Below are 26,222 nucleotides of genomic sequence, written 5' to 3' on the forward strand. Positions count from 1 at the left end.
GTCTTATTTAGATTTTGTTGTATCAGGTTTTACCGGTACCTGCACACTGTCCGGCACTGGTCTTCTGAACTCGTCCGGGTGCTCGTCCTGCATGTCTTTTACTTCTTCCAACGTTATCACACGCCCGGTAGCATCTACCTTGTATTTATCTTTGCGGCCAATCAGCGAGAACTGCACGTAGCGTTTCGGGTAGGCCTGTATGTCGCGCAGCAGCAGGTTCAGTGCTTCGGTAGAGCGTGCCATGTTCTCGTACAGGGTGTTGTCGTTCATCAGCTTGCCCATTGAACCCTCGCTTGAGTTAAGCTTGGCTACTGTTTGCTGCATTTCCACAACAGCCTTGTTAGCATTATCTATCAGTTTATTAACCTCAGCCTGTTTTAAGGTATCAGTTATTTCGGCCATGTTCTGGGCCATGCGGTCTATGTGGCGCTGCGTTTGTATCAACGAAGCCATCAGCCTGTTGGTGTTAGCCGTAATCTCGTTAATATTTTTCTGGTTGGCCCGAAGCATCTGGTTCAGTGCATCAGTAGTGGCCTGGGTATTAGCCAGTATCAGCTGTATGTTTTCCTTGGCTTCAGAGTCGAGCAGGCGGTTTACGCGGGCAAGGGTGGTATCTACCTTATCTATTACAGGCACTGCTTTTGTCGAGAGCATGTCGGCTATGCTTTTCTCGTTAAAGGCAATAAGCCGCTCGCCACCCTTATACAGTTTTTTGCTGTTACCTAAGTACAGTACTATGGCTTTGCTGCCCAGCAGGTCGGAGCTGGCAAGCGCTGCGATCGTGGAGTCGCCAACCTGCAGCTCATCCATAATTTTAAGCTGTACCAGAATATGATTCTGTTCTTTGGGCAAAAGCTCCAGTTTCTGTACAGTACCTACCTGCACGCCGTTCAGCATTACAGGATTAGAAGCAGTAAGGCCGTCTACATTCGTATATTTTACATAGAAGGTCCTGGTATCAGAAAACAGGTCGGCCCCTTTCAGGAACATAAACCCGAAGTATAAGATCACAAGTGCTACTATACCAAGTAGCGCCACTTTAATTTCTTTCGTCAGTTTCACGCAATGGTGTTCGGTAGGGTGTTAGTTCATCGCCTCGAGCTCTTTCTTATAATCTTTAAAAGCCCGATATATACCTGAAGCCATATACGATTGCCCTGTTTTATCGTTAAGAAATTTTTCTTCGGTGGCATTTGTCAGGAAACCGCACTCGATCAGTACGCTTGGCATATAAGATTTCCAGAGCACCAGGAAGCCAGCCTGTTTTACGCCGCGGCTGCTGCGGCCAACTCTTGTTTTAAACTCATTTTCCACTTTCTGAGCAAAACGCAGGCTGTTGTCCATGTAGGCGCTTTGGTGCAATGTAAATAAGATATGGCTTTGCGGTGAGTTAGGATCAAAACCGCCATAGTTCTCTTTATAGTTGTCTTCGTGAAGGATTACCGAGTTCTCGCGTTTGGCTACATCCAGGTTGCCTTTGGAGGTGTGCAGTCCCATGGTATAGGTTTCGGTACCGAAGGCAGCCGGAGGGCCGGCATTTAAGTGAATGGATATAAATAGATCGGCGTTGTTTTTATTGGCAATACCAGCGCGGTCTATCAGTTCCACAAACGTATCGGTTTTGCGGGTGTAAACCACCTTTACATCGGGCAGGTTCTGTTCTATCAATTCTCCTACCTGCAAGGCCAGCTTAAGTGCTACGTCAGCCTCGTGCGAGAATTTTCCGTTACAACCATTGTCTTTACCGCCATGACCGGCATCGATCACAACTGTACGAACTTTGTAGTCTTTGCGGTACTCCAGCCTGTTGGATGATAACAGGAAGAAAATAAGGGCTAAAACTGAAACAATAACAATATTTCTCACAACGCTCGTTAGTTAAAAGCTAAAACAATAACTTTGTACAAATTAAATAAAACTTTAGGGAAGTCTGAAGAAGTTGCGACACATTTTGATTTTTTTGCTGCTGCTGCAGCTTGCCGTACTTATTCCCTTTGACGCGGCTGCTCAGTTCGTCCGCGCGCGCCAGTCGCGGGTTACCTCGCCGCAGGATACAGTAGCACAGGACTCGCTAAAACTGGCCCCTACCGGCGACATCGAGACCACTATCAAATACTCGGCCAGAGACTCCATCCAACTCGAAGCCAACACCAAAGTAGTACACCTTTACGGCGAGGCCAAGATCAACTATGGCACCATGAACCTGGAGGCAGCCTACATCCGCATCGATTACGCAGAAAATACGCTAACCGCCACCTCCCTCCCCGACTCTGCCGGAAAAGATATCGGCGTACCCATTTTTGCCGATGGGGCGGAATCGTACCAGGCCAAGCGCATCGTTTATAATTTTAAAACCAAACGTGGCCGCATTGCAGAAGTAGTAACGCAGCAGGGCGAAGGATTTATACATTCCGAGATCGTAAAAAAGAACGAGCACAACGAGATTTTCGGTTTTCATAATAAGTATACCACCTGTAACCTGGCGCACCCGCACTTCTACATCAGTGCAGGCAAAATAAAAGCCATCCCGAAAGATAAAGTGATGTCGGGGCCGTTTAACCTGGTTATCGGTGATATTCCTACGCCGCTGGGCTTTTTGTTCGGACTTTTCCCTACTCCTAAAAACAACCGCTCGTCGGGGGTTATTGTGCCCAGCTTCGGCGAATCGCGCACACAGGGCTTTTACCTGAACAATGGCGGCTATTACCTGGCCCTGAACGACTACATCGGTACAACTATAACCGGTAGTATATACTCGCTGGGTGGCTATAACATCAGGGTAAACAACGACTACCGCAAACGCTACTCCTATCAGGGTAGTTTTACGTTTGATTACAACTACTTTAAGAACGACATAACCGACATAGAGCAGTCCCGCGCAACAGATGGTGTCGGTTTGTTGCCGCCTTCTACGCGCTCGTTCGGAGTCACCTGGAACCATGCTCCTGTGCCAAAGCCCGGACAGGGCCGCTTTACTGCAAGCGTAGATATCCATAGCGATCCTATACATAACCGGGTTTCCAGCAATTCCACTACCGCCCAGCGACTGGAGGCTTCGGTTAACTCCAGTATCTCTTACCAGAAAAATATCCAGAACTCGCCCTTCAGCTATACTGTAAAGTTAAGGCAGTCGCAGCAAGCAAACGGAACCATGAACCTTGTGCTGCCGGATATAAACTTTGGCATGTCGTCGGTGGGTTTGTACGAGGTACTGTCCGGAAATGCGCCGACCGGCAAGTGGTACGAGAATTTTACGCTGGGCTATAGTTTAAATGCTTCCAACCAGATATCAAATATTATCCCGGCGAGCAGCAGCCAGTTTGGTGCCTTACCGGTTGTAGGCGGCGCTACCCGGTCGGACACCATCAGATTTGGAGATGTGCAGCGTCTTTGGGAAAATGGTCGCCGGTCTGCCAACCATAGTTTCCAGATCGGGTTGGGTAACTATAAGATATTCAAATACTTTAACTTATCGCCGAGTGTAAGCTATGCAGAAAGATGGCTGGACCGCAAGTATAGTTTTACCTATAACCCGGATCTGAAGGCCCTGGACGTGGACACCGCTAAGTTTGGCCGTGTGTATGACTATAGTGCTTCGGCCTCGCTCAGCACCACAATTTATGGTACCGTGCGCGTGGGTGGCAAACGTGTAGAGGCTATCCGTCACCTGGTAAGGCCATCTATTTCTTACCGCTACCAGCCGGATTTCGGCGATCCGTTCTTCGGATTTTACCAGAACCTGTACGTAGGCGATAATCCCAAAGGAGAACCGGTTTACCGCCAGATCAGCCGTTTTGAGTCGGGCGCACCCGGCCTTGGCTTAACAAGCGGATTAGGATTCAGCCTGAGCAACAACCTGGAAATGAAGGTAAAAGCCAAAGGTGACACCACTGGTAAGCAGTTCGAGAAAGTCAGCCTGATCGACAACTTAGGCATTAGTGGCAGTTATAACTTTGCGGCAGAGGCTTTTAAACTGAGCAACATTTCGGTAAACATGAACACACGCCTGTTCAAGGTGGTAAACTTTAACTTCTTCTCCACCTTCGACCCCTACCAGGTTGACTCGGCAGGCACCCGCATTGACCGTTATATGCTGAAGGGCCCGGGCTTTAAACCGGCTCGTCTGTTAAACGCTGGTCTGAACGTTACCGCAAACCTTAACCCGCAGGCCCGGCGCACCGACACCTCAAACCCAGGCACCGTGCCAGACCTGGGCCAGGATCAGAATCCGTTTGAGCCCGACTATGTTGATTTTAAAATTCCGTGGTCGCTGAGCTTTGGCTACACCCTGAACTTTAACCGCGGCACAGGCAACCAGCCAAACAACATTAACAACACCGTGGACGTGAACGGCGATGTAAACCTGACCGATAAATGGAAAATAGGATACCGTGCCCACTACGACCTGGTAGCACAGCAGATTGCAAGCGCCGCCCTTAACATTCACCGCGACCTGCACTGCTGGGATATGAGCATCAGCTGGACACCGTTTGGCTACACCCGCGGATACAACATCACTATAAATGCCCGCTCGGCACTGCTCCGCGATCTTCGCCTGACCAAAAGATCTTCCGCATCCGGCATTAACTACAGGTAAAGTATAAACAGCCGCCCCCGGGTGGCTGTTATTGTTTAGGAAGTTTTATAGTTTTACAAAAAAATACGAAAGCACATGTCAGTACAGAAAAAGACCGATGTTAAGGTGATCACGACGCACCAGCTCCAGAACATGAAAGAGCGTGGCGAAAAGATATCTATGCTTACCGCCTACGATTTTTCGATGGCCACTATACTGGATGCAGCCGGTGTGGATGTACTGCTGGTTGGCGATTCGGCATCGAATGTAATGGCCGGTCACGAAACGACACTGCCTATCACGCTGGACCAGATGATATACCACGCGCAATCGGTAGTACGAGGCGTGCGACGTGCTTTTGTAGTAGTAGACCTGCCTTTTGGTTCGTACCAGGGCAATTCATCTGAAGCGCTGCGCTCCACTATCCGGATTATGAAGGAATCAGGGGCACATGGCGTAAAGATCGAGGGCGGCGCGGAGATCAAGGAATCGATCACGCGTATTCTGAGCGCCGGCGTACCGGTGATGGGCCATCTGGGTCTGACGCCGCAGTCCATTTATAAATTCGGCACTTATACAGTACGCGCCAAAGAAGAAGCCGAGGCACAGAAACTGATCGAAGATGCACAACTGCTGCAGGAGCTTGGCTGTTTTGCTATAGTTCTGGAGAAAATACCATCTGAGCTGGCAAAACGCGTAGCAGAAAATCTGCAGATACCGATCATTGGCATTGGTGCCGGCCCGCACGTAGATGGCCAGGTACTGGTGGTGCACGACATGCTGGGCATCAACAAAGAGTTTAAACCACGCTTCCTGCGCCGTTACGCCGACCTGCACACCATTATGACCGAGGCGGTGCAGAACTACGTGAAAGACGTAAAAGACCGCAATTTCCCAACCGAAAAAGAAGCGTACTAAGTTTAATTACGAATTAAGAATTACGAATTATGAATGAGTGGTTCGTAGTTCTTGATTCATATAGTTCTCGTTCATCCTAACTATAGTTGCTCAATATTTGACTGATGTTCTTTGCGAAAAGGTAGCCACTGCCACCATTCGTAATTCATAATTCGTAATTCATAATTCGTAATTCGTAATTCTTAATCACCCAAGCTTGTCTTTAAGTGTTTTGTTTGAGGATAACCATGTGCTGGTGGTGAACAAACCTGCCGGCCTGCTGGTGCATGGCGATGAAACAGGCGATGTAACACTGGCCGATCTGGCAAAAGAGTACATCAGGGAAAAGTATAACAAGCCCGGGAATGTATTTATAGGTGTAGTGCACCGCCTCGACAGGCCCGTAAGTGGCGTAGTACTGCTGGCCAAAACATCTAAAGCACTGACCCGCCTGAACGAGCTTTTCAGGAGTAAGAAAACCCGGAAAATTTACTGGGCAGTTACCTTAAACAAGCCGCAACAGGAAAGCGGTACTTTGGTGCACTGGCTGGTAAAAGATGCATCCAGGAACGTTACAAAAGCCTTTGCAAAAGAGAATGCTGCCGGCGCCCGGTCGGAGCTCAACTATAGATTGTTAGCTTTTAAGCAGGGCCGGTACCTGCTCGAAGTAAACCCGATCACAGGGCGCCCGCACCAGATACGTGTGCAACTGGCCAGTATGCGCTGCCCCATAGCCGGCGACCTGAAATATGGCGCCCCAACTCCTTTGCCCGATAAAAGCATTGCCCTGCACGCCCGTGAGCTCCACTTCGAGCACCCTACCTTAAAAACAACTATAACTGTAAGCGCCCCACTCCCCGCAACCCCTGTCTGGAAACCGTTTGTTTAATCACTAATTAGTAATGATTAATGAGTAATCAGATAGTAACTATTCTCTGCTTATTTGTCGTTATTCATTCATCATTACTCATTAAACAAAAACCTGATTTTCGTCACCTTTCTGAACTTTTATAGGGTCTACACTATTTTGATTAAAAACCTATTGTAATTTTGCAGCAGTTTGGGTCTATCGTTTCGTATAGTTCCTACCTAATCAACTAATTACCACATACAACCGCTTTAATGGCTATTCTGATTTTCTTTTTAGTACACTGGTACCTGTCACTTTTCGTGCAGACGTTCTTTCTGCACCGCTATGCCGCGCATAAAATGTTCACCATGAGCCCGTTCTGGGAGAAAGCATTTTACCTGCTTACTTATATTGCCCAGGGTTCATCGTTTTTATCGCCACGCGCTTACGCTATTCTGCACCGCATGCACCACGCGTTTTCAGATACAGAGCGCGACCCGCATTCGCCGCATTTCTCTAACAACGCGTTTACCATGATGTGGAAGACAAAAGAGATTTACAATGATGTACTGAACAACCGAGTGGAACCAGAGCGTCGTTTTGATGGCAATTACCCTGTATGGAACCTGATCGAGAAAGTAGGAGATTCCTATTACTCCAGAATTGGCTGGGGCGTGCTGTATGTATTGTTCTACATTCAGTTTGCGGAATACTGGTGGATGTACCTATTGCTGCCGATCCACTTCCTGATGGGCCCGGTACATGGCGCTATCGTAAACTGGAGCGGCCACAAATATGGTTACCAGAACTTCGATAACAACGATAAATCACGCAACTCCCTGTTCTTCGATTTCCTGACAGGCGGCGAGCTGTTCCAGAACAACCACCACAAACTGCCAAACCGCGTTAACTTCGGTGTAAAATGGTGGGAAGTGGACCCAACATGGCCTGTTATCTGGACACTGAATAAACTAAGCATCATAAAACTGAAGCCTGTTAAGGTAAAAGTAAAAGCCAACGCATAACGCAAAAGCCCTTCGGAAACGGAGGGCTTTTTTGCTGTCTGAATCTTTAAATAGGGCCCCTACCCCAAGGATTTACAGGATTAGAGAATTTTCAGGATTGGGACTTTTGCTATAGTTGAAGCTATAGTTTTATAGGTACTTCATTATTGCTGGCGCGGGTTTGTAACCCGTGTCTATCTATGAGGTTGAGTTTGTAACTCAACTGGCCCGATAGGGACAGAAATGGTAGAGGCATTGGCTATATAGTTTTATAGTTACTGATTGTCCAACCACCCCTACCCCTCCTTATCCAAGGAGGGGAACTCTGATACTGCTTTGGATTCAACTATAGTTCTATAGTTGCAGTCTATGAGCAGGCAGGCGTAGCCTGACACAAGTAATTACAACCACAAGCAAAACCGATCTGCTCAAGCTAAGAGCAAGTATAGAAACTATAGCCAGATCATAACCTATCGAATATGATTTCAGTCTTTGGGTTGAGCGCCTTTGACTTGTTGCGGTGCCGTCAGGCAATCCGACGCAGGAGGATAGCAAGAAGGCAGCAGCGCGATGCCCGAAGACGGGGCCTCCCGGCCTCAGAGGGAGCCAAAGAAACTGTAAAACAATAGGTAAGTCGAGCTCCCAGGATCAGAGGTAACTATAGAACTATGGCTTGGTTCCAGTGGTAGGCAAAGTAAACTATAGCACAAGACACCCACAGGAGCTGCTAGGTCTTAATAAACTATAGGCCAAGATAGATTTCTCACGTTGTTCGAAATGACAGTAACAGAAACTATAGGACATATAAGATGTCTCGGCTGCGCTCGACATGACAATAACAAACAAATCCTTCGACTTCGCTCAGAGTGACATCAGAGAAACTGACATCTTACCCAAACAAACTATAACTCTGCAACTTACTACACCAAAAACTCTCTTAACCATACACAAACTATAGTTTGAAATATCACAAACTATCTTTACCTTTGCGGTTCTAAAAACTGGCGGACGGGTTCCGCCGACTTAACTATTATACTATACAATGGCTGTTAAAATCAGACTGGCCCGCAGAGGCCGCAAAAAAGCCGCTATCTACGATATCGTAGTAGCTGACGCTCGTGCACCACGTGATGGTAAATTCATCGAGAAACTGGGTACTTACAACCCGAACACTGTTCCTGCTTCTATCGACTTCAGCGAAGAGAAAGCATTCCAGTGGCTGATGAACGGAGCGCAACCAACTGACACTGTGAAAGCGATGCTTTCTTACAGAGGTATCCTTTACAAGAAACACCTGCAAATTGGTGTTGTAAAAGGTGCTATCTCTCAGGAGACTGCTGATGCTCGTTTTGAAGAGTGGAAGAACGCCAAAGACGCGAAGATCGCTAACAAAGTAGCCACTGTAGGTTCTGCTAAAGAAGCTGCTAAGAAAGCTGCTCTGGAGGCTGAAACGAAGAAGAAAGAAGCTCGTGCAGAAGCTATCCGTCAGCGTGAAGCTGAGAAGGCTGCTGCCAATGCACCTGCTGCTGAAGCAGAAGAAGCTCCTGAAGCACCAGCTGCTGAAGGCGAGTCTACTGAAGAGCAAGCATAAATTATTGGTGCCATGACTATTGATGCTTGTTTTCAGCTTGGATACATCGTTAAAACGCATGGCATAAAGGGGCAGGTTGTCGCGTTTTTTGACGTGGACTACCCCGAAGATTACGAAGATCTGGAATCAGTTTTCCTTGAACAACAGGGAAGACTGGTTCCATTTTTTATTGATGACATGGAGCCGCAGCAAAAAGGCCGCTTCATCATCAGGTTCGAAGACATTACCACCCTGGAGCAGGCCGAAAAGCTTCGCAATGCGGCGCTCTACCTGCCACTGGACGAACTGCCAGAGCTGGAAGCAGATCAGTTCTACTTTCATGAAGTGATCGGTTACACAGTAGTGGATGCGCAGCACGGCGAACTGGGCACTGTAAAGGAATTTTACGACATGCCGCAACAGCAACTGATGGCTATGGACTACCTGGACCAGGAAATGCTGATACCGGTAATGGACGAGATACTGTTACGCGCTGACCACGAAGCAAAACAGCTGCACGTAAACCTACCCGAAGGACTACTGGAAGTTTACACCCAGCCAGGTACCCCCGACGATGCCGACGAGGACGCAGAGGAGGAAAAATAATGCGTATCGATATTATCAGCTGCCAGCCAGACCTGCTGGACAGCCCCTTTAGCCATTCTATTCTGAAACGCGCGCAGCAAAAAGGCCTTGCCGAAGTGCATGTGCACGACCTGCGTAAATATGCCATCAACAAACATGGCCAGATAGATGACTATGCGTTTGGGGGCGGAGCCGGCATGGTGATGATGATAGAACCGATAGACAGGTGCATCTCTGACCTGAAAGCGGAGCGAGAGTACGATGCTATCGTTTACATGACACCGGACGGCCAGACGCTGAACCAGAACACGGTAAACCAGTTTTCGCTGCTGCGTAATATCATTATTCTTTGCGGGCATTATAAAGGTGTAGATGAGCGCGTACGCCAGCAGTTTATTACCCACGAGATCAGCATCGGCGATTACGTGCTGTCGGGTGGTGAATTAGGAGCTGCTGTGTTGGCCGATGCCATTATCCGCATTATACCAGGCGTGCTGAACGACGAGACCTCGGCCCTAACGGACTCTTTTCAGGATGGTTTGCTGGCCCCGCCGGTGTATACCCGCCCGGCAGAGTACAAAGGACTGAAAGTGCCGGAAATACTGTTATCAGGCGACACGCCGAAGATAGAGCAGTGGCGCTTTGAGCAGGCCGTAGAACGCACCAGGCAGCGCAGGCCAGACCTGCTGAACGAATAGAACCATAGATTTTAGCTGCCACCACAAAAGCAGCTAACCAACTATAACACAGAAAAAATAAATTTTTCGGGCAAGTATTCTTATCTATAAAATAATTATATATCTTTGCAGTCCGAAATTTGAAGAAGATACTTTAGCTTTAAGAACATAGCCATGAGCGAATTAATTAAATTAATTGAGCAGGAATCTACAGAAAAACGTGCATCGTTCCCTGCTTTCCAGGCGGGTGATACTATAAACATCCACGTAAAGATCCGTGAGGGTAACAAAGAGCGTATTCAGCAGTTCCAGGGCGTTGTTATTCAGCGTAAGAACGTAAATACTAACGGCGAGACTTTCACTGTAAGAAAAGTTTCTAACCAGATCGGTATGGAGCGTATTTTCCCGCTGCTTTCTCCATCTATCGAGAAAATTGAGCTTATCAGAAAAGGTAAAGTAAGAAGAGCCAGATTATACTATCTGAGAGGCTTGTCAGGTAAGGCTGCAAGAATCAAGGAAAGAAGATAATAATACCTGTTTTCATACATTTTCCATAGTTAAAAAGGAGCCGTTAAAGCAACGGCTCCTTTTTTATTTCCCTGCTACTATAAGCCCGAAGCCTTATATTTGCAGCCAACACATTCCGGTTACCCAAACATGCGTCGCTTATCTTTTCTGTTCCTGTTGTTTATAGTTACTGCATTAACTGCCTGCCAGACAAACTATACCGAACTGCCCACCTACTCAGGGGCAAGACAACTACAGGTGGTGATAGAAGTGCCTGCCGGCGATGCCTACGCCACGGTTTACAACAAAGCCAGCCATACGTTTGAGAAAGCCAAGGTAGCTGGCAAAGACCTGATTGTTAATTCGCTGCCCTACCCCGGCAACTATGGCTTTATACCGTCTACAGAAATTGGCGCAGCAGGCCGCGGACTAAGTGCCCTGGTTATAGCCGACCGTGCAGAAAGCGGCACCGTAACCGAAGTAATACCGCTGGCCACCCTGATGCTCGAGAAACCAACCGGCGATCTGTATCCGGTCATTATCTGTACGCCTGCGCGCCCAAGCGAGCAGCTCATCAAGGCCTGGGACTTTGTATCGTTTAGTGTAGAGTACCCGGCCGTAAAAAATATGCTGCAGCAATGGTTTGTAAGCCGGAGCAAAACAGAGCAATTAACTTTTGTGGGCTGGAAAGACGAAAAGTTCGCTGAAAAAGAGATACAGCGCTGGATGAAACTATAGACCAGGATTTATAGGACAGGGATTACAGGATTAGGCTATAGTTGTAGTCTGTAAATTGGTATTATTATTTTAAGTTCGAGTGTCGCGCTGAAACTATAGCTTGTATTTACTTATAACTGCTCTTTTGGACTTCTTAGTCCGAAAGCCATCTGCCGGGGATTTCCTAATCCCCTTTTGGCGAATAACGCGGACTAGGAAGTCCGCAGCAGAGTTGGTTCCGGACAAGGATGTCCGGAACAGCAGCTAAAGCTCTAACTATAGAACGTTAGATCGAATACAGCCTAACACTGGCGCGGAAATTATTTCCGTGTCTGTCTATACAGTCGAATCTCAGATTCGACAAAGCCACACGCCAAACTATAGCTGCAACTATAGAACTATAGCTTAACGCGGCCAGAGGCCGCATGTAACTCACACTCGCGGGACACGAGCGAGGGCATAAATACAAAAGGAGTTAGAAAGTCGAGAGCTTTCCAACTCCTAAACTCACTAACTCGCAAACTCTTACACTGTAAAGTACGTTTCCAGCTCCTGCAGTGTGTTTTCGGTTGTCTGCATGTCCTGCACTACCTGTCCTTTTTCCAGGATCACAATGCGCTCGCAAACATCAATTACATGGCTCAGGTCGTGGCTCGAGATCAGCATGGTCATCTGCTTTTCTTCCCTGAATTTTTTCAGCAGGTTTTTCAGCCTGATCTGGGAGCTTGGGTCGAGGTTGGCAAAGGGCTCGTCCAGGATCAGCAGTTCCGGGTTGGATAGGGCCGCTGCCGCAATTCCGATCTTTTTCTGGTTTCCTTTCGAGTAATCACGGATGTATTTGCGCTGGTTCAGGATCTCGCCGTTAAAGAGGTCGGTAAAAGGTGCCAGGCGCTCGACCACATCGCCACCAGACAAGCCGTGCAGGTCCCCTATAAATTTAAAGTATTCTTCGGTGGTCAGGTAATCTATCAGGAAACCTTCGTCCAGGTAAGAGCCGGTATAATTTTTCCAGTCGCCGGATTGCATCACGTTTGTACCCTTCGACAGCACTTCGCCTTTACTGGGCCGGATCAGGTCCAGGATCATACGGAAGAGCGTGGTTTTGCCGGCCCCATTGTTACCTACCAGGCCCACAGATTCGCCTGCAGTTATAGTTAGTTCGGTCAGGTTTACGACAGTGGTGCCGTTATATATTTTCTGAAGATTATGTATGGTGAGCATTGTTGCTTGATTTTAGAAGTTATAGTTTGTTAGGATTGTCTGTAGCCGGCAGCAAGTTTGTACTTATGGGCTACGAACCTGTTAGCCGACCATTGCAGCAGCTGTTTCCGGAAGATGATGCCCAGGAACCCGAGGCCGCCCAGCGCAGCAATACCGGCATACGGTATGCCCGTTAAACCAAAAGGCAGATAGATCAGGATGGGCAGTGCCATAGCAGGCAACATCATCACAAACTTAGAGGCACCAACCCCCTGCCAGTTAAAGGTAGCGCCCTTGCTCAGGTCCAGCCGCTCTTTGTTATACACCGAGAAGAAAAAGATCACGAATACGTTTACCCCCACGTTATAAAGCAGGGTAGCTGCATTTATGAGTATAATTTTGTAGCCAAAAAAGCCGTAAGGCAATGTCAGGATAAAGGCCAGCACCGTAACAGGTACCATCATCCAGTATTTGGCAGTATAAAACTGGTAAGGTGAAATGTTCTTTTGAGTGAGTAATCCATCGAAGTGGCCGCTCTGCCAGCCCGGCAAAAACTGGCCATAGTTAAACATTGGCATCCCCGACAAAATAATCCCTACAAAAATCAGTGTCCCGAAGCCATCCATAAACTTGCCTTTCCCATAAAATAGAAAGCCATAGAACAGGAACATCACCGACATCATGGCGATAGATCTGGTGCGTTTATGCCGCCAGATCAGCTTCAGTTCCAGCTCTATCAGTTTGCCCAGTTCCCCGAAACGATTCAGGAAGGCGATATCGCCGCCTGTGGCTGTGTTGGTTTTGCGGAGCTCCAGTTCTTCGGGGTAGGTATGGGCTTTCAGGTAATAAAAGTTAAGCAGGTAGGTCCCTGCCAGCAACACAAGCGGTACAACTGCCAGCCACGGGTTTACCAGCACCGCCCCGAAAAGTGTTTCAGAAATTGCCTTTAGCTGCAGCACCCCAAAATAATCGAGCAGCATAAGCCCAACTATAGCCACGCCAAATGCCAGTGTGTAAAGGGGTTTGGTACTCATTTGCCGCTTAAAGTACATAAGCAGGTAATTGTTCAGGAGGGTAACCAGTAGCAGTGTAGCAACCCAGACTATAGCGACGGCTGCCCCATAGGCCGGCATTACGGAAGTGTACATAAACGGCACAAAAACCAGCAGCGGAAACAGGTTAAAAATGCTCGGTACCGATTTTACCAGCACATAATGCACCAGCTTGTTTTTAGCGATAGGTAAGTGCAGGTAAGGTTGCACGGCCAGCACGGGCAGTTCCTGCATCAGAAACCTGAAAAACAGATCGATCAGGAAACAGAAAAGCAGCGCACTGTTAAAAATACCGACAACATCCTGACCCGGGTACATGTTGCCCAGAATCTTATGCAGGCCAAACCCCAGAAGCAGGAAAATGCTCCCGAAGTACAAAATAAGCAACCCAAGGATAATGTTCAGGACCAAACTTTTCTGAAAAATGGAGGAGCGTAGCTTTGCCTTCCATTGGTGTGAGAGTAGCGTTAGCAGCATAGGCAACAGGTATATGATATAGTTACTTTCCTGAATATACCTGAAAAACTTGCAAAGTCTAAGCCCATATAGCAGCATTTAGACCAACCTGCCCGAAAAAGATACCGATCGCCTCTCCTGCTCTATAAACAGGACAGCCATTTCCGACGCCCTCGCGCTCGTCCCCTATTTTACCGGGTCGTAGCCGCTGCCGCCCCAGGGGTGACACCGGCCAATGCGTTTCAGGGCCATCCAGCCGCCTTTAAACGGGCCATATTTGGTTACAGCCTGCAGCGCGTAGGCAGAGCAGGTAGGCGTGTAGCGGCAGGTAGCTGGCTTTAGCGGTGAGATCATGTGCTGGTATACCCAGATCAGGCCAAGGAGTAATTTCTTTATTATCCAGCTCATGGTATTGTATTTCGTGTTTTGTGTTTTGCCTTTCGTAGGTTTATGTATCATTCAACTATAGTCCTTCATCGAAAAACTAAAAACGATACACGACACACATCTTAACTAACAGCCGTTAGGTGAGTAATTTTTATTAAATTGCATGCAGTTTAACTAATCTAAACATATTTCCATGTTAAAAAGAATCCTCTCACTCCTACTTTTAGTTGCGCTTAGCGTGCCGTTCACGGCCAAAGCCGACGAAGGTATGTGGTTGCCGATGCTGATAAAGCGCCTGAACCACGCTGATATGCAGAAAAAAGGACTTCAGCTTACGGCCGAAGAAATTTACTCTGTAAACAACTCGAGCCTGAAAGATGCCATCGTGCAGTTCGGTGGTTTCTGTACCGGTGAGTTCATTTCTAAAAACGGTCTGTTACTAACTAACCACCACTGCGGTTACGGCCAGATCCAGTCGCACTCTACACCGGAGAACGATTACCTGACCAACGGTTTCTGGGCGAAGAACTACGCAGAAGAGCTACCAAACGAAGGCCTTTTTGTGGATATTTTAGTGCGTATGGATGACGTGACAGGCAAAGTTCTGGAAGGCATCGATAACAACACTCCGGAAGCTGAGCGTGCTCAGAAAGTAGGCCAGCGTATGCAGGCATTGGCTAAAGAAGCGAGCAACAACGGCGAATATGTAACCTATGTGCGCGATTTCTTTAACGGCAACGAGTTCTACCTGTTCGTTTACAACCGTTACACCGACGTTCGTCTGGTAGGTACGCCTCCATCATCAATCGGTAAATACGGCGGCGACACCGACAACTGGATGTGGCCACGCCACACCGGCGACTTCTCTATCTTCCGTGTATATGCGGGCAAAGATGGCAAGCCAGCCAAGTATAGCAAAGACAACGTTCCTTACAACCCTAAGCACCACCTTCCGATCAACATCGGCGACAGAGAGCCAGGCGATTTCTCGATGGTTTTCGGTTTCCCGGGCCGTACCAAGCGTTTCATGACCTCTCAGGGTCTGCAACTGGAAGTAGATCAGCTGAACAAGACACGTATTAAACTGCGTGAGAAAAAGCTTGCCCTTTGGAAAGAAGACATGGATAAGAGCGATGCCACCCGCATCAAATATGCCTCTAAATATGCCTCTACTTCTAACTACTACAAATACTCTATCGGTCAGAACGAGGGCATTAAGCGCATGAAGACCATAGAAGGCAAAGTAGCTGACGAAGCGAAATACCAGGCATGGGCCAACGACCCGCAGCGCAAAGCCCTTTACGGCAACGTGCTTTCTGATATTGATGCCTCTTACAAAGAGATCGCAAAATACAACCTTGGCTCTGTTTACCTGAACGAAGCCATTTTGGGTACTGAATCGTTGCTGATGGCTTACCGCCTGATGCCGCTTTACACAACGCTGAAGGGTGGCGACAAGGCCGCTGTTGACAAAGCAGTTGAAGACCTGATGCCACGTGTGGATGCGTTCTTTAAAGACTACAACATGCCAACAGACAAAAAAGTGTTTGCTGCCATGCTGAAATTCTACTCTGAAGACATTGCCAAAGACCAACAGCCGGAAGCATTCAAAAACCTGGTTGCCAAGTACAAAGGCGATTTCAACAAACTGGCTGACCACGTATACAGCAACTCGTTTGTGGTATCAGAGCAGAAAATGAAGGACTTCCTGAAGAACCCAACTGCCAAGAAACTGGAGAACGATCCTGCTTTCGCGATCGTGCAGCCGATCATCGAGAACTTCCAGACCAACATTGCGCCTAAAGTGGGTGCAGCTAACGCTAAACTGGCAACAGCCAGCCGCCTGTATGTAGCTGGTCTGCGCGAAATGAACCCTGACTTTGTATACTACCCGGATGCTAACTCAACTATCCGTCTGAGCTACGGTGCCATTAAAGATTACAGCCCGCAGGATGGTGTACTGTACAACTACTACACTACCATGGAAGGCTTAATGGCGAAAGAAGACCCAACCAACGAAGAGTTTGAAGTACCGGCTAAACTGAAGCAACTATACGAAGCTAAAGACTACGGCCGCTATGCTAACTCTAAAGGCGAAATGGTGGTTAACTTCATCACAGATAACGACATTACTGGTGGTAACTCAGGTTCTCCGGTTATTAACGGTAAAGGTGAGCTTACTGGCCTTGCATTTGATGGTAACTGGGAAGCAATGACCGGTGACTTAGTTTACGATGCAGACTATAAGCGTTGCATTAACGTGGATGCTCGTTACGTACTGTTCATCATCGACAAATATGCAGGTGCCAACAACCTGATTAGCGAGATGACAATTGTAGACACAGACAGCCCGGGTGCCGGCGACGCTGCAAAAGCAGAAGCTAAAACACCACAGGCTGAACTACTGAACGAAACGATGACCGAAGCACAGGAAAAACTGCGTGCCGGTAAAACAGAGTTCAAAATCGAAAAGAAAAAAGGTGACGCGAAGGTTAAACTTCAGGTAAAAGACTAAGTACCTTTTAAACTATAGAAAAGCGCTGGGAGCCATCTCAGCGCTTTTTTTTATGTAAGTGATTGAGGGGATTATCCTGATTATGATGATGCTGGTTATGCCGCAAGTTAGGAACAGCGTAACTTGATGTAGAGTATGGTTCCAGTTTGTAACTGACTTTCTGCACCAGCAGAGAAAAGGAACTTTGGCAGAAAGCTATAGTTGAGGAACTCTGTAGCTACTGTTCTATAGTTGCGGATGCTGTTTTCTTTGCTTCTGCAAAGTAGAAATCCCATTATGCAGTGATTCAGAAATCTTATAAATCAGAATAATCTTTTTAAATCACTGGTCTGTTGGCATTTTAAACTAATCCTGCTTATTCTTGAGGCTCAAATCTTTGCCCGATGCCAAAACTGCTTACCCTAATCTTAGCTATAGTTACCATTTTGCCGGCTCTTGCCCAGCAAAGCGCGGTTTCTGAAATTTCTATAGTTCCGAAACCGCAACACCTTATCTTGCAGCAAGGCAATTTTATCCTTAATGCCAACACCAAGCTATACATAAACTCTGAACAGCAATTCCTGAAAAGTACCGCCGAGCAATTGGCCCAAACTATAAAAATGGCAACCGGGCAACAACCACAACTACTCTACAAAATACCCCGGAAGCGGACAGCCAACTATATTTACCTGAGCCTTATTAACTCCCCGGATACGCTTGGCCCGGAAGGCTATCGTTTATCAGTGCAACCTACCAGAATTTTACTTTCTGCAAATCATCCGGCAGGCATCGGCATGGGGCTTCAGACTATAAAGCAGCTTTTGCCACCAACTTTTAAGTTTACTTCTGTAGCTGTTCCTGCCCTGGAGATCATTGATAAACCAAACTATAGCTGGCGTGGTCTACACCTGGATGTGGTGCGTCATTTCTTCCCGGTTTCGGATATCAAAAAGTATATTGATTACATGGCAATGCATAAGCTCAACACCTTCCACTGGCACTTAACCGATGACCAGGGCTGGCGCATCGAGATCAAGAAATACCCGAAACTGACGGAAGTTGGCGGCTGGCGCGACGGAACTATAGTTGGCCACGCCCTGGAACGTCCGCAGCAATTTGATGGCAAAAAATATGGCGGCTTTTACACACAGGACGAGATACGGGAAGCAGTGCAATATGCCAAAGACCGCCACATAACTATAGTTCCGGAGATAGAAATACCCGGTCATGCACTGGCGGCACTGGCGGCTTACCCTGAACTAAGTTGCACGGGTGGTCCTTTTAAAACAGAGCAGGCCTGGGGTATTTTTGAGGATGTTTTCTGTGCCGGTAATGAGCAAACCTATAGCTTTTTGGAGAATGTGCTGACTGAAGTCGCTGCCCTTTTTCCGGGACAGGTCATACACATTGGTGGCGACGAAGTGCCCAAAACCCGCTGGAAAGCCTGCCCCAAATGCCAGGCTAAAATAGCTGCAGAAAAACTAAAAAATGAGAATGAGCTGCACGGATATTTTATCGAGCGCATCGCGAAGTTTCTGAAGACAAAAGACAAACGCATCATTGGTTGGGATGAAATTCTGGATGGTGGCATTCCCAGCAATGCGTTGGTGATGTCGTGGCGCGGAACGGCTGGTGGTATAAAGGCAGCCGAGCAACAACACGGTGTGGTTATGACGCCTACCTCGCATTTGTATTTCGACTATTACCAGGGCGATCAGCAACTGGAGCCGCTTGCCTTTGGTGGATACACACCGCTCAGCAAAATCTATAGTTTCAACCCCACTCCCGACAAACTCACGCCATCCGAGAAACGCTTTATAATTGGCGCCCAAGCCAACCTCTGGACCGAATACATCCCGACGTTTAAACAGGTCGAATACATGCTATTCCCGCGCATTGCCGCCGCTTCCGAAGTATTCTGGACCAACCCTGCAAACAAGAACTGGCAGGACTTTAAAGAGCGTATGCAGGAGCAGTATAAGCGCTACGATGCTCTTGGCATAAACTATAGCACCAGCGCTTACCAGGTAAAACAACAGGTAACGATAGACACCACGCAGCACCACGCAACTTTAACCTTTACCTCAGATGCAGCAGGCACGCAACTCTACTATAGTTTGGATGGCTCCGCTCCTACCATTGCAAGCCAACTTTACACCAGGCCATTTATAGTTAACAAATCGGCAACTATAAAAGCGGCATCTTTTAAGGATGGCAAGCTGATGGACGAGCCAACTACCACAACCTTAACTATTCATAATGCTTTTGCCCGGCCAGCGAAATTACTCAACAAACCCAGCCGCTACTTTCCGGCCCAAGGCAGCGCAACTATAGTTAACGGTCTGAACGGTTCCCTTAACCAGTCGGATGGCCAGTGGCTCGGCTTTTCCGGCAACGACTTTGAAGCTGTAATTGATCTGGGGCAAACCACCACTATAAGCCGCATTAGCAGCTCGCATTTACAGAACATGCTGGCTAACATTTTCCTGCCTACGCAAGTAGCGTTTCTGGTTTCCGAAGACGGTAAGAAGTACAAAACCGTTAAAACTATAGCCAACACCACCGACCCGTTAAAAGGCGGCATCTTTACCCAAACATTTACGGCTGAGTTCGCGCCTGTAAAAGCTCGTTTCATTAAAGTCGTCGGCCGAAATATTAAAGTATGCCCGCCTAACCACCGCTCCGCCGGCAAAACCGCCTGGTTGTTTGTGGATGAAGTTGCGGTGGAGTAACGTTCTTATTTAGTCTGAGATAGATCTCTCACTTTGTTCGAGATGACAGTAAGTTTAAGGTTACTTATTATTTATTTTGTCATTTCGAGCCAAAGCGAGAAATCTATTTAAAATGCATTTTGATAGTTTCAATCTGCTTCCCATTTAATCCGGATGACATCATTAGATAATTCTATTAATCATCTTGTATCTCTTGGTTAAGGAATATCCAGAATGGATTTTGAGAATTAATCAGACTTTCCTTTTTCGCCCTACTCCACTTTTTAATTTCTTTCTCCCGCTCAATTGCATGTTCAACTTGGGTGTGTCGTTCGAAATAAATGAGATTATAGCAGTAATATCTTCCGGCATAAGTAGATGCATTCCCACTGTTCATAAAGTGTTCATGAAGCCTTCTCGGTAAATCATTTGTTATACCAACATACAGAGTCGTTTTCTTGGGATTGGTAGTGATATAGACAAAATAATTATGCGCTCTCATATTTATTGTCATTTCGAGCCTGAGCGAGAAATCTATCTCAGATACTACCACCAACAATCTTCTAAAGTTGCTCAGACACATCGCATCGCTAACAAAACCAACTTAATCAACAACCTCCCGTAAGTCCTATTTCACTAACTGTTAAAGGCTTACGGATGGGATAACTTTACTGCGCTATAGTTTATACTGCTTCTTATTCCTCTTCCCTTTCCTTGCAAAGGCACAAGCTGATGTGCCGTTTGGTGCCCGAGCTGCTGCACTTGGTAATGCCTCTGTAACAATTCCTGACCTTTGGGCATTGCACAACAACGTAGCCGGCATGGCCGCGCTCACACAACCACAAGCCGGGGCTTATGCCGAGAACAGATTCGGTGTACGGGCTTTTACTACTGTAGCACTTTTGGGTGTTTACCCGACTTCTAACTATGGCGTGTATGGCATCAGCCTGAGCAGGTTTGGCGACGAACTATATAACCGGCAGCACATTGGCGTTGGTGCAGCACATAAACTGGGGCAGTTCAGTTTAGGTGTAAAAGCGGATATCTGGCAGGTTTCCGTTCAGGGATATGGGAGCCGCAAAGCGGCAACTATAGCAATCGGCGGGCAAGCTGAAATTGTGCCAGGACTTTATTTTGGTGCCCACGCATACAACCTGAACCAGGCAAAACTCTCCGACTTTGAAGACGAACGCATTCCCACCATCATGAAAGCGGGGCTCAGTTACACACCCTACAAAAAGCTTCTGCTGTTAGCTGAGACTGAAAAGAACATCGACCATAACGCTACTTTTAAAGCCGGTATCGAGTATCAGCTGTTTCCGGATAAATTTATAGTTCGCAGCGGGTTCCAGTCGCTAACCAACACGCTTAACTTTGGAGCTGGTTTTGTGGCCAGGCAGTTTATAGTTGATTATACTTTCGGCAATACCACGCACCTGGGCAACAGCCACCATTTGTCGGTTAGCTATAGTTTTGGAAGCCGGGCTATAGTTCAACCTACCTCTGTAAATCAATTATAGGTATGCGACAGGTTATAATTCTATTACTGATCTTATACCTGCCACTACAACTACAGGCGCAGAACTACCCGCGCCAGACAATAGATTTCGACCTGTTTGTGCAGGAGCTATTTTCGCAGCAGGAAGACGAAAACATCTCTTACGAAGACCTGTATGAAACGCTTTTCCAGTATTACCAGCAACCTATCGATCTAAACAATACTACGCCCGAAGAACTGGCTTCGCTGTTCATCCTTTCACGCCCGCAAATCGCTTCATTTTTCCAGCACATTCAGGACAATGGCAAACTACTCAGCATTTACGAACTGCAAGCCATCCCGGGCTTCGACCTGATCACCATTTACCAGCTGCTGCCTTTTGTTAAAGTAGATGACGCCGGCTTGTATGCTGATTCGCGCCCGTTATGGCAACGCCTGATCGGGGAAGATAACAATGCACTTATAGTTCGGTACGAGCGCACGCTGCAGGAACGGCGTGGCTATAGTTCAGTTGATTCCAGCAGCAGGTCGCAGAGCAGATACCTGGGCTCACCGGATAAGCTTTTTGTACGCTACCGCAACAGCGTAGCGCAGGATTATAGTTTGGGCTTTACGGCCGAAAAAGATGCCGGCGAGGCCTTTACCTGGGACCCCGACACCCGCCGCTATGGTTTCGATTTTTATACAGCGCATTTCCAGCTATACAACAAAGGCAGGTTTAAAACCATAGCGCTCGGCGATTACCAGTTACAGATCGGTCAGGGATTACAATTGTCGTCGGGGTACAGCGTGGGCAAAGGCAGCGAAACGATAACTACGATTAGTCGGGCTAACCTGGGCATACGGCCCTATAGTTCTGTGTTGGAATCAGCCTTTTTCAGGGGTGCGGCGGTAACCTATCGTTTAAAAGATGACCTGAACCTAACAGGTTTTTACTCCACCAAACGCACCGACGCAAATTTACAGACCGACACGATCTCTGATGTTAGCGAAACTTTTACCGGCATCCAGACTTCCGGCTTTCACAGAACCGCAACTGAACTGGCTAACAAAGGGCGCGTGCGGGAGCAGATTTTTGGCGGCAGTTTGCAGTATCAGAAACGGGCTTTTACCATTGGTTTTACGGCCGTAGGAACCAGCTATAGTTCACCTATCAAAAAGACCGATGCCCCTTACCAGCGTTTCGAGTTTAACGGCAGCAGCAACTATACAGCCGGCGCCAACTATAGTTTTACCTGGCAGAATGTGTACCTGTTCGGCGAGACAGCTATGAGCAAAAGCGGTGGAATTGGCAGTATAAATGGCCTGATCGCGAACCTGTCTGACAAAGCGGAAGTGGCCATGCTGTACCGGTACTATAGCCGCGATTTCCATAGTTTGTATGGCGGCGCTTTTGGCGAAGGCAGCCGGAACATCAATGAGCGGGGCTTTTATACCGGCATCAAACTAAAGCCAATTGCCCGCTGGGAAATTACCGCCTATTACGACCGCTTTACCTTTCCGTGGCTGCGCTACCGCGTTGATGCCCCGTCGTATGGAGACGAATACCTGGTGCGGCTCTACTTTAAACCCAACCGACAGAGCGCCCTCTACGGCCAGTTCCGCACCGAAAGCAAAGGCCTGAACGCCCCCAACAACACTACAACTATAGACTATGTAGCACAAGCCCTGCGGCGCAACTACCTGTTATATTATGAATTCGCACCAACGCCAGCACTCAGTTTAAAAAGCCGCGTTCAGTTCAGCAGTTACGAGCACGAAGCCCCAAAGCAAACCGGTTACCTCATAGCCCAGGACATAAACTATAGTTTCAAAAATATCCGCCTCAGCACCCGTTACGCCCTTTTCGACACCGACAGTTACGACACCCGCCAGTATGTGTACGAACGCGACGTGCTATATGCGTTTTCTATTCCAGCACTCAGCGGCAAAGGTACGCGGGTGTATGCATTGCTACAGTTCCAACTAATCCGCGACTTGGATGTATGGATAAAATATGGTATCACCAACTATAGAAATGTGGAGACCATTGGCTCGGGATTGGAAACTATCGAAGGCGCTACGAGATCAGATGTGAAAGCGCAGGTTAGGTATAAGTTTTAAGTTATTAATTATCGCAGTGTATTAGTGGCCTGTCATCCTGTGCTACATAAAAATTGATGTGTACTGAGTCACCTGCTTGAAAAACAACAGGGGTAGTTTCAATATCACGGCATCCTATGTACCTGCTTACCAATGAATATCCTACACTGAATGGCTTTGTTTTGAAACTGAAGTTTCCTTGTTTATTGTCTGCATAAGCACAACCATATTTAACCACAGCACCTTCTAAAAGTCCTTTTGAGGCAACATCAAATACATTTCCACCCACATACACGCTATCCTGAGCAGCCAGATGCATGCTCTTGTATACTTTGAATGTATAACCTCCTTTGTTATAAGTTGGTGTAAGTACTAACTGTTCTGTTTTGCAGCTGACGAGGAAAGTTAAGAGCGCAAGGCAAAGTAGCAGGTTTCTCATATTAGTCATTTTGTAGTTTAGCTTTTAGTTACTTAGATGCCAGAACCTTCTATTTTCCATAAACCGAATTAAAATTACTCAGCTAACACGTTGCTGGCATGGGTCTGCAATCGAACTGGGCCGGAGGCCCAAACTATAGTCCGACACGAGGGAGGACGCTCGCGCCATAAAGACTTTACCCCTCCTGATTTTAGGAGGGGACAGGGGAGGTAATTCCCCTCCTCGGAGGGGTTAGGGGTGGGTTAATCGGACCACGAAACCTATAACTGCCCACAACTACAACCCTTGCAGCGGCTTACAGCTGTCTTTTACAGTAGCGGAAACGATACTGCCGTCGTGGCTGAACTCCAGGTGGCAACATTCTATGAACAGGGCTTTTAGTTTTTCGCGGCCGCGCTGCACCCTTGATTTTGCGCCGGAATAGGAAATACCTAAACGCTCCGCAATTTCTTTCTGGCTTACTCCTTCCAGTTCGCTCAGGCGCAGGGCTTCGGCATATTCTTCAGGCAGTAAACTGATCAGTGGTGCAACCAAGGCTTCTACATCATGGCGGGTGTCGTCGGGTAGTTCTTCCAGCTCTACTTCAGCTATAGTCTGGTAGCGGCTGCTTTCCCTGAAAAAATCGTAGACGGCGTTGCGGGTTATCTGGTAGAGCCAGGCTTTTATATTCTTTACTTCAGGGAGCTGTTCGCAGTTTTTGTAGATTTTCAGGTATAGTTGCTGCAGGATGTCGTTGGCTTCGTCTTTGTCTAAAATACGCTTCATCACAAAGCCTTTCAGCTGCGCCTCGTAAGCCAGAAAAACGGGTGCTACCGCCGAGCATGTGTCGGTCGTCAGCTTTTGAGGTGCAGAGTTGTCACAGCAATTTTTCATCGGTAAACTATAGTTGGCTTAAACTCCTACTCTGTTACTCCGGCGTTCCATCAGGCAGATATCGCGCCACTGGCCGTGTAGCTGGCCCAGCCTTTCACGTACACCTACTATCCTGAAGCCACATTGTTCGTGCAGGTGTATACTTGCTTTGTTCTCGTTGATAATACCAGCCTGCAGCGTCCAGATACCCGCCTGCTCCGATTGACGCACCAGCTCCCGCAACAGCAGTTTACCGATACCCTGTCGTTTAAAATCAGGATGCACATACACGGTATCTTCGGCCACGCCGGCATACACGCACCTACCAGACACGGCTGACAAAGCAGCCCAACCTGCTACCCTATTATTTTGTAGTGCCACCAGGCGGCAGATCTTCATAAATTTGGCATCCCAATCGGCCCATTCAGGGGCTTTGGTCTCTAAGGTGGCGTTGCCTGTGGCCATGCCCAGTTCGTAAATTTCTTTAACCTGCGGGTAGTGCTCCGGCAACAGATCAGTAACTATAGTTTGTGCGGTAGTTTTGGCTTGCATAGGTGGCTCAATTTAACGGAAAGCAGCAATAGCGGCAAGTAAAAATTTACCTGCCGCCTTACTTTTATAGTTCTATAATGTACTAAACGATCGCTTCAATTTTACGGGCATTGGCACCTTCGCCGTAAACAGTTGCTTCCCCAAAGGTGTAAAATGCTTCCCAGTCCACGCCCTGTGGGTCTGTTATCCACGACTTCTCAGATTTAGCATAGCAGCAGGTGCATTTACCTTCTTCCCTTATAGCGCCTTTCGCTTTTTTCAGGTTACCGTATACTTCAGCCAGTTCTTCTTCGCTCTCAGCCTGAATACCTAAATGCTCGATGCCTGCATTTTCAGGGTGCAGCGAAATGGCAAAATTTATACGTGGGTCTTCGAGCATCCATTTGGCATAATCCTCTTTCAGTACAGTGGGCTCAGTGGCGAAAAGGGCGGTATAAAATCCTACTGATTCTTCCAGGTTCTTTACTCTAACATTAACGTGAAATCTTTTCATGGCTCTTATAGTTTAAGGTGTTTTGTTTCGTTTTACACCCTGATGACGGAGCCACTTCTAAAAAGACGCAACCCACAGAAAATATTTTTCTGTGGGCTGCGATTGAGATTTACAGTTTAAGTATATCTATAATACAGGCGACATAAAAAATAGAAGCGGGATTATCATAATGACGGTAACAACAGCACAAACTATTCCCATCCAAACTGAACGCCAAACAGAGTAAAAGGCTCCGTTCTGTTGTTCATGCTCAAGCAATATATTATTCTGGTATTTCTTAGCTACAAAGTAAGCTATACCCCCGTTGATCCAAGGTATTACAATATTAGGAATTCGATCTATCACAGGCTCGGGTAACAGCATCATCACTCCAAAAAGTAAATAGGTATAGATGATCGCCCAGATGATGATACTTTTGGCACCCTCTTCTTCCCCAGTAGTTGTATAGTTTCTATACATCATATACCCGGCAGCTATAGGCCCTCCTAAAACAGTAGCTACCATAATAGGATTCAGGTTATAGTATTTCTCTTCGGGCACACTTGGCACGTTTTCTCCCGCTGCCACTTCGGTATTCTCCTCTATCATTTGTAAAAGGTAAATGGTATTAAATAAAATTCATG

General features: G+C 47.3%; 24 protein-coding genes. 13 read left to right on the plus strand and 11 right to left on the minus strand.

Annotation, left to right across the window (positions count from 1 at the left end; genetic code table 11):
- Positions 1-3 precede the first annotated feature (3 nt).
- Both H7F15_RS14715 and H7F15_RS14720 read right to left on the minus strand, forming a co-directional pair.
- Positions 4-1,062 carry an MlaD family protein gene (locus H7F15_RS14715; RefSeq protein WP_185197752.1) on the minus strand — a complete coding sequence of 353 codons (1,059 nt, stop codon included), beginning with the start codon at positions 1,060-1,062 and terminating at the stop codon, positions 4-6.
- A 21-nt stretch (positions 1,063-1,083) separates the two neighbouring features.
- A complete protein-coding gene (locus tag H7F15_RS14720; RefSeq protein WP_185197753.1) occupies positions 1,084-1,866 on the minus strand; it encodes an N-acetylmuramoyl-L-alanine amidase in 783 nt (260 codons plus the stop codon).
- 73 nt (positions 1,867-1,939) lie between these two features.
- On the opposite strand from H7F15_RS14720, the gene H7F15_RS14725 reads away from it, so the two are divergent.
- From H7F15_RS14725 to H7F15_RS14765, 9 genes are all read left to right on the plus strand, one after another.
- On the plus strand, positions 1,940-4,597 hold the full coding sequence (locus H7F15_RS14725) for a putative LPS assembly protein LptD (protein WP_185197754.1): 2,658 nt from the start codon (positions 1,940-1,942) through the stop codon (positions 4,595-4,597).
- Between the two features lie 75 nt (positions 4,598-4,672).
- Positions 4,673-5,494: a 3-methyl-2-oxobutanoate hydroxymethyltransferase gene (gene panB, locus H7F15_RS14730; protein ID WP_185197755.1), complete on the plus strand. Its 822-nt coding sequence runs from the start codon at positions 4,673-4,675 to the stop codon at positions 5,492-5,494.
- Between the two features lie 196 nt (positions 5,495-5,690).
- Positions 5,691-6,362, plus strand: coding sequence for an RluA family pseudouridine synthase (locus tag H7F15_RS14735; protein WP_185197756.1), 672 nt, complete (start codon positions 5,691-5,693; stop codon positions 6,360-6,362).
- 233 nt (positions 6,363-6,595) lie between these two features.
- Positions 6,596-7,348, plus strand: coding sequence for an acyl-CoA desaturase (locus tag H7F15_RS14740; RefSeq protein WP_185197757.1), 753 nt, complete (start codon positions 6,596-6,598; stop codon positions 7,346-7,348).
- Positions 7,349-8,369: 1,021 nt separating this feature from the next.
- Positions 8,370-8,918 (plus strand): 30S ribosomal protein S16, encoded by a 549-nt coding sequence (locus tag H7F15_RS14745; RefSeq protein ID WP_185197758.1) that lies wholly within the window; start codon positions 8,370-8,372, stop codon positions 8,916-8,918.
- A gap of 12 nt (positions 8,919-8,930) precedes the next feature.
- Positions 8,931-9,503: a ribosome maturation factor RimM gene (gene rimM / locus H7F15_RS14750; RefSeq protein ID WP_185197759.1), complete on the plus strand. Its 573-nt coding sequence runs from the start codon at positions 8,931-8,933 to the stop codon at positions 9,501-9,503.
- Positions 9,503-10,180 carry a tRNA (guanosine(37)-N1)-methyltransferase TrmD gene (trmD, locus tag H7F15_RS14755; RefSeq protein WP_185197760.1) on the plus strand — a complete coding sequence of 226 codons (678 nt, stop codon included), beginning with the start codon at positions 9,503-9,505 and terminating at the stop codon, positions 10,178-10,180. The genes rimM and trmD overlap by 1 nt, the downstream gene beginning before the upstream one ends.
- A gap of 153 nt (positions 10,181-10,333) precedes the next feature.
- Entirely contained in the window at positions 10,334-10,687 is a 354-nt protein-coding gene (gene rplS / locus H7F15_RS14760; RefSeq protein ID WP_185197761.1) for a 50S ribosomal protein L19, read from the plus strand.
- Positions 10,688-10,816: 129 nt separating this feature from the next.
- Positions 10,817-11,404: an inorganic diphosphatase gene (locus tag H7F15_RS14765; protein WP_185197762.1), complete on the plus strand. Its 588-nt coding sequence runs from the start codon at positions 10,817-10,819 to the stop codon at positions 11,402-11,404.
- Positions 11,405-11,908: 504 nt separating this feature from the next.
- On the opposite strand, the gene H7F15_RS14770 is transcribed toward H7F15_RS14765, so the two are convergent.
- The 3 genes from H7F15_RS14770 to yidD all read right to left on the minus strand — a co-directional run bounded on the left by H7F15_RS14770 (position 11,909) and on the right by yidD (position 14,499).
- Positions 11,909-12,604 (minus strand): ABC transporter ATP-binding protein, encoded by a 696-nt coding sequence (locus H7F15_RS14770; protein WP_185197763.1) that lies wholly within the window; start codon positions 12,602-12,604, stop codon positions 11,909-11,911.
- 29 nt (positions 12,605-12,633) lie between these two features.
- Positions 12,634-14,112, minus strand: a complete 1,479-nt coding sequence (locus H7F15_RS14775) for a DUF5687 family protein (protein ID WP_185197764.1) — start codon at positions 14,110-14,112, stop codon at positions 12,634-12,636.
- Positions 14,113-14,277: 165 nt separating this feature from the next.
- Positions 14,278-14,499 carry a membrane protein insertion efficiency factor YidD gene (gene yidD, locus H7F15_RS14780; protein WP_221627092.1) on the minus strand — a complete coding sequence of 74 codons (222 nt, stop codon included), beginning with the start codon at positions 14,497-14,499 and terminating at the stop codon, positions 14,278-14,280.
- Between the two features lie 172 nt (positions 14,500-14,671).
- On the opposite strand from yidD, the gene H7F15_RS14785 reads away from it, so the two are divergent.
- On the plus strand, positions 14,672-16,993 hold the full coding sequence (locus H7F15_RS14785; RefSeq protein WP_255481261.1) for a S46 family peptidase: 2,322 nt from the start codon (positions 14,672-14,674) through the stop codon (positions 16,991-16,993).
- 383 nt (positions 16,994-17,376) lie between these two features.
- Positions 17,377-19,704, plus strand: a complete 2,328-nt coding sequence (locus H7F15_RS14790) for a glycoside hydrolase family 20 protein (RefSeq protein ID WP_185197766.1) — start codon at positions 17,377-17,379, stop codon at positions 19,702-19,704.
- A 175-nt stretch (positions 19,705-19,879) separates the two neighbouring features.
- On the opposite strand, the gene H7F15_RS14795 is transcribed toward H7F15_RS14790, so the two are convergent.
- Positions 19,880-20,266 (minus strand): GIY-YIG nuclease family protein, encoded by a 387-nt coding sequence (locus H7F15_RS14795; RefSeq protein WP_370523736.1) that lies wholly within the window; start codon positions 20,264-20,266, stop codon positions 19,880-19,882.
- 151 nt (positions 20,267-20,417) lie between these two features.
- Between H7F15_RS14795 and H7F15_RS14800 the strand changes: the two genes are divergently transcribed.
- Positions 20,418-21,203 (plus strand): hypothetical protein, encoded by a 786-nt coding sequence (locus tag H7F15_RS14800; protein WP_185197768.1) that lies wholly within the window; start codon positions 20,418-20,420, stop codon positions 21,201-21,203.
- A gap of 2 nt (positions 21,204-21,205) precedes the next feature.
- A complete protein-coding gene (locus H7F15_RS14805) occupies positions 21,206-23,284 on the plus strand; it encodes a hypothetical protein (protein WP_185197769.1) in 2,079 nt (692 codons plus the stop codon).
- Positions 23,285-23,288: 4 nt separating this feature from the next.
- On the opposite strand, the gene H7F15_RS14810 is transcribed toward H7F15_RS14805, so the two are convergent.
- The 5 genes from H7F15_RS14810 to H7F15_RS14830 all read right to left on the minus strand — a co-directional run bounded on the left by H7F15_RS14810 (position 23,289) and on the right by H7F15_RS14830 (position 26,187).
- Positions 23,289-23,702, minus strand: a complete 414-nt coding sequence (locus tag H7F15_RS14810; protein ID WP_185197770.1) for a hypothetical protein — start codon at positions 23,700-23,702, stop codon at positions 23,289-23,291.
- A 276-nt stretch (positions 23,703-23,978) separates the two neighbouring features.
- Positions 23,979-24,575: an RNA polymerase sigma factor SigZ gene (sigZ, locus tag H7F15_RS14815; RefSeq protein WP_185197771.1), complete on the minus strand. Its 597-nt coding sequence runs from the start codon at positions 24,573-24,575 to the stop codon at positions 23,979-23,981.
- An 18-nt stretch (positions 24,576-24,593) separates the two neighbouring features.
- Complete coding sequence (locus H7F15_RS14820) at positions 24,594-25,106, minus strand: GNAT family N-acetyltransferase (protein WP_185197772.1); 513 nt, start codon at positions 25,104-25,106, stop codon at positions 24,594-24,596.
- Positions 25,107-25,188: 82 nt separating this feature from the next.
- On the minus strand, positions 25,189-25,599 hold the full coding sequence (locus H7F15_RS14825; protein WP_185197773.1) for an ArsI/CadI family heavy metal resistance metalloenzyme: 411 nt from the start codon (positions 25,597-25,599) through the stop codon (positions 25,189-25,191).
- Between the two features lie 126 nt (positions 25,600-25,725).
- Complete coding sequence (locus H7F15_RS14830) at positions 25,726-26,187, minus strand: hypothetical protein (protein WP_185197774.1); 462 nt, start codon at positions 26,185-26,187, stop codon at positions 25,726-25,728.
- Positions 26,188-26,222: the final 35 nt, after the last annotated feature.

Source organism: Pontibacter sp. Tf4, from assembly GCF_014212495.1.
Taxonomy (GTDB): domain Bacteria; phylum Bacteroidota; class Bacteroidia; order Cytophagales; family Hymenobacteraceae; genus Pontibacter.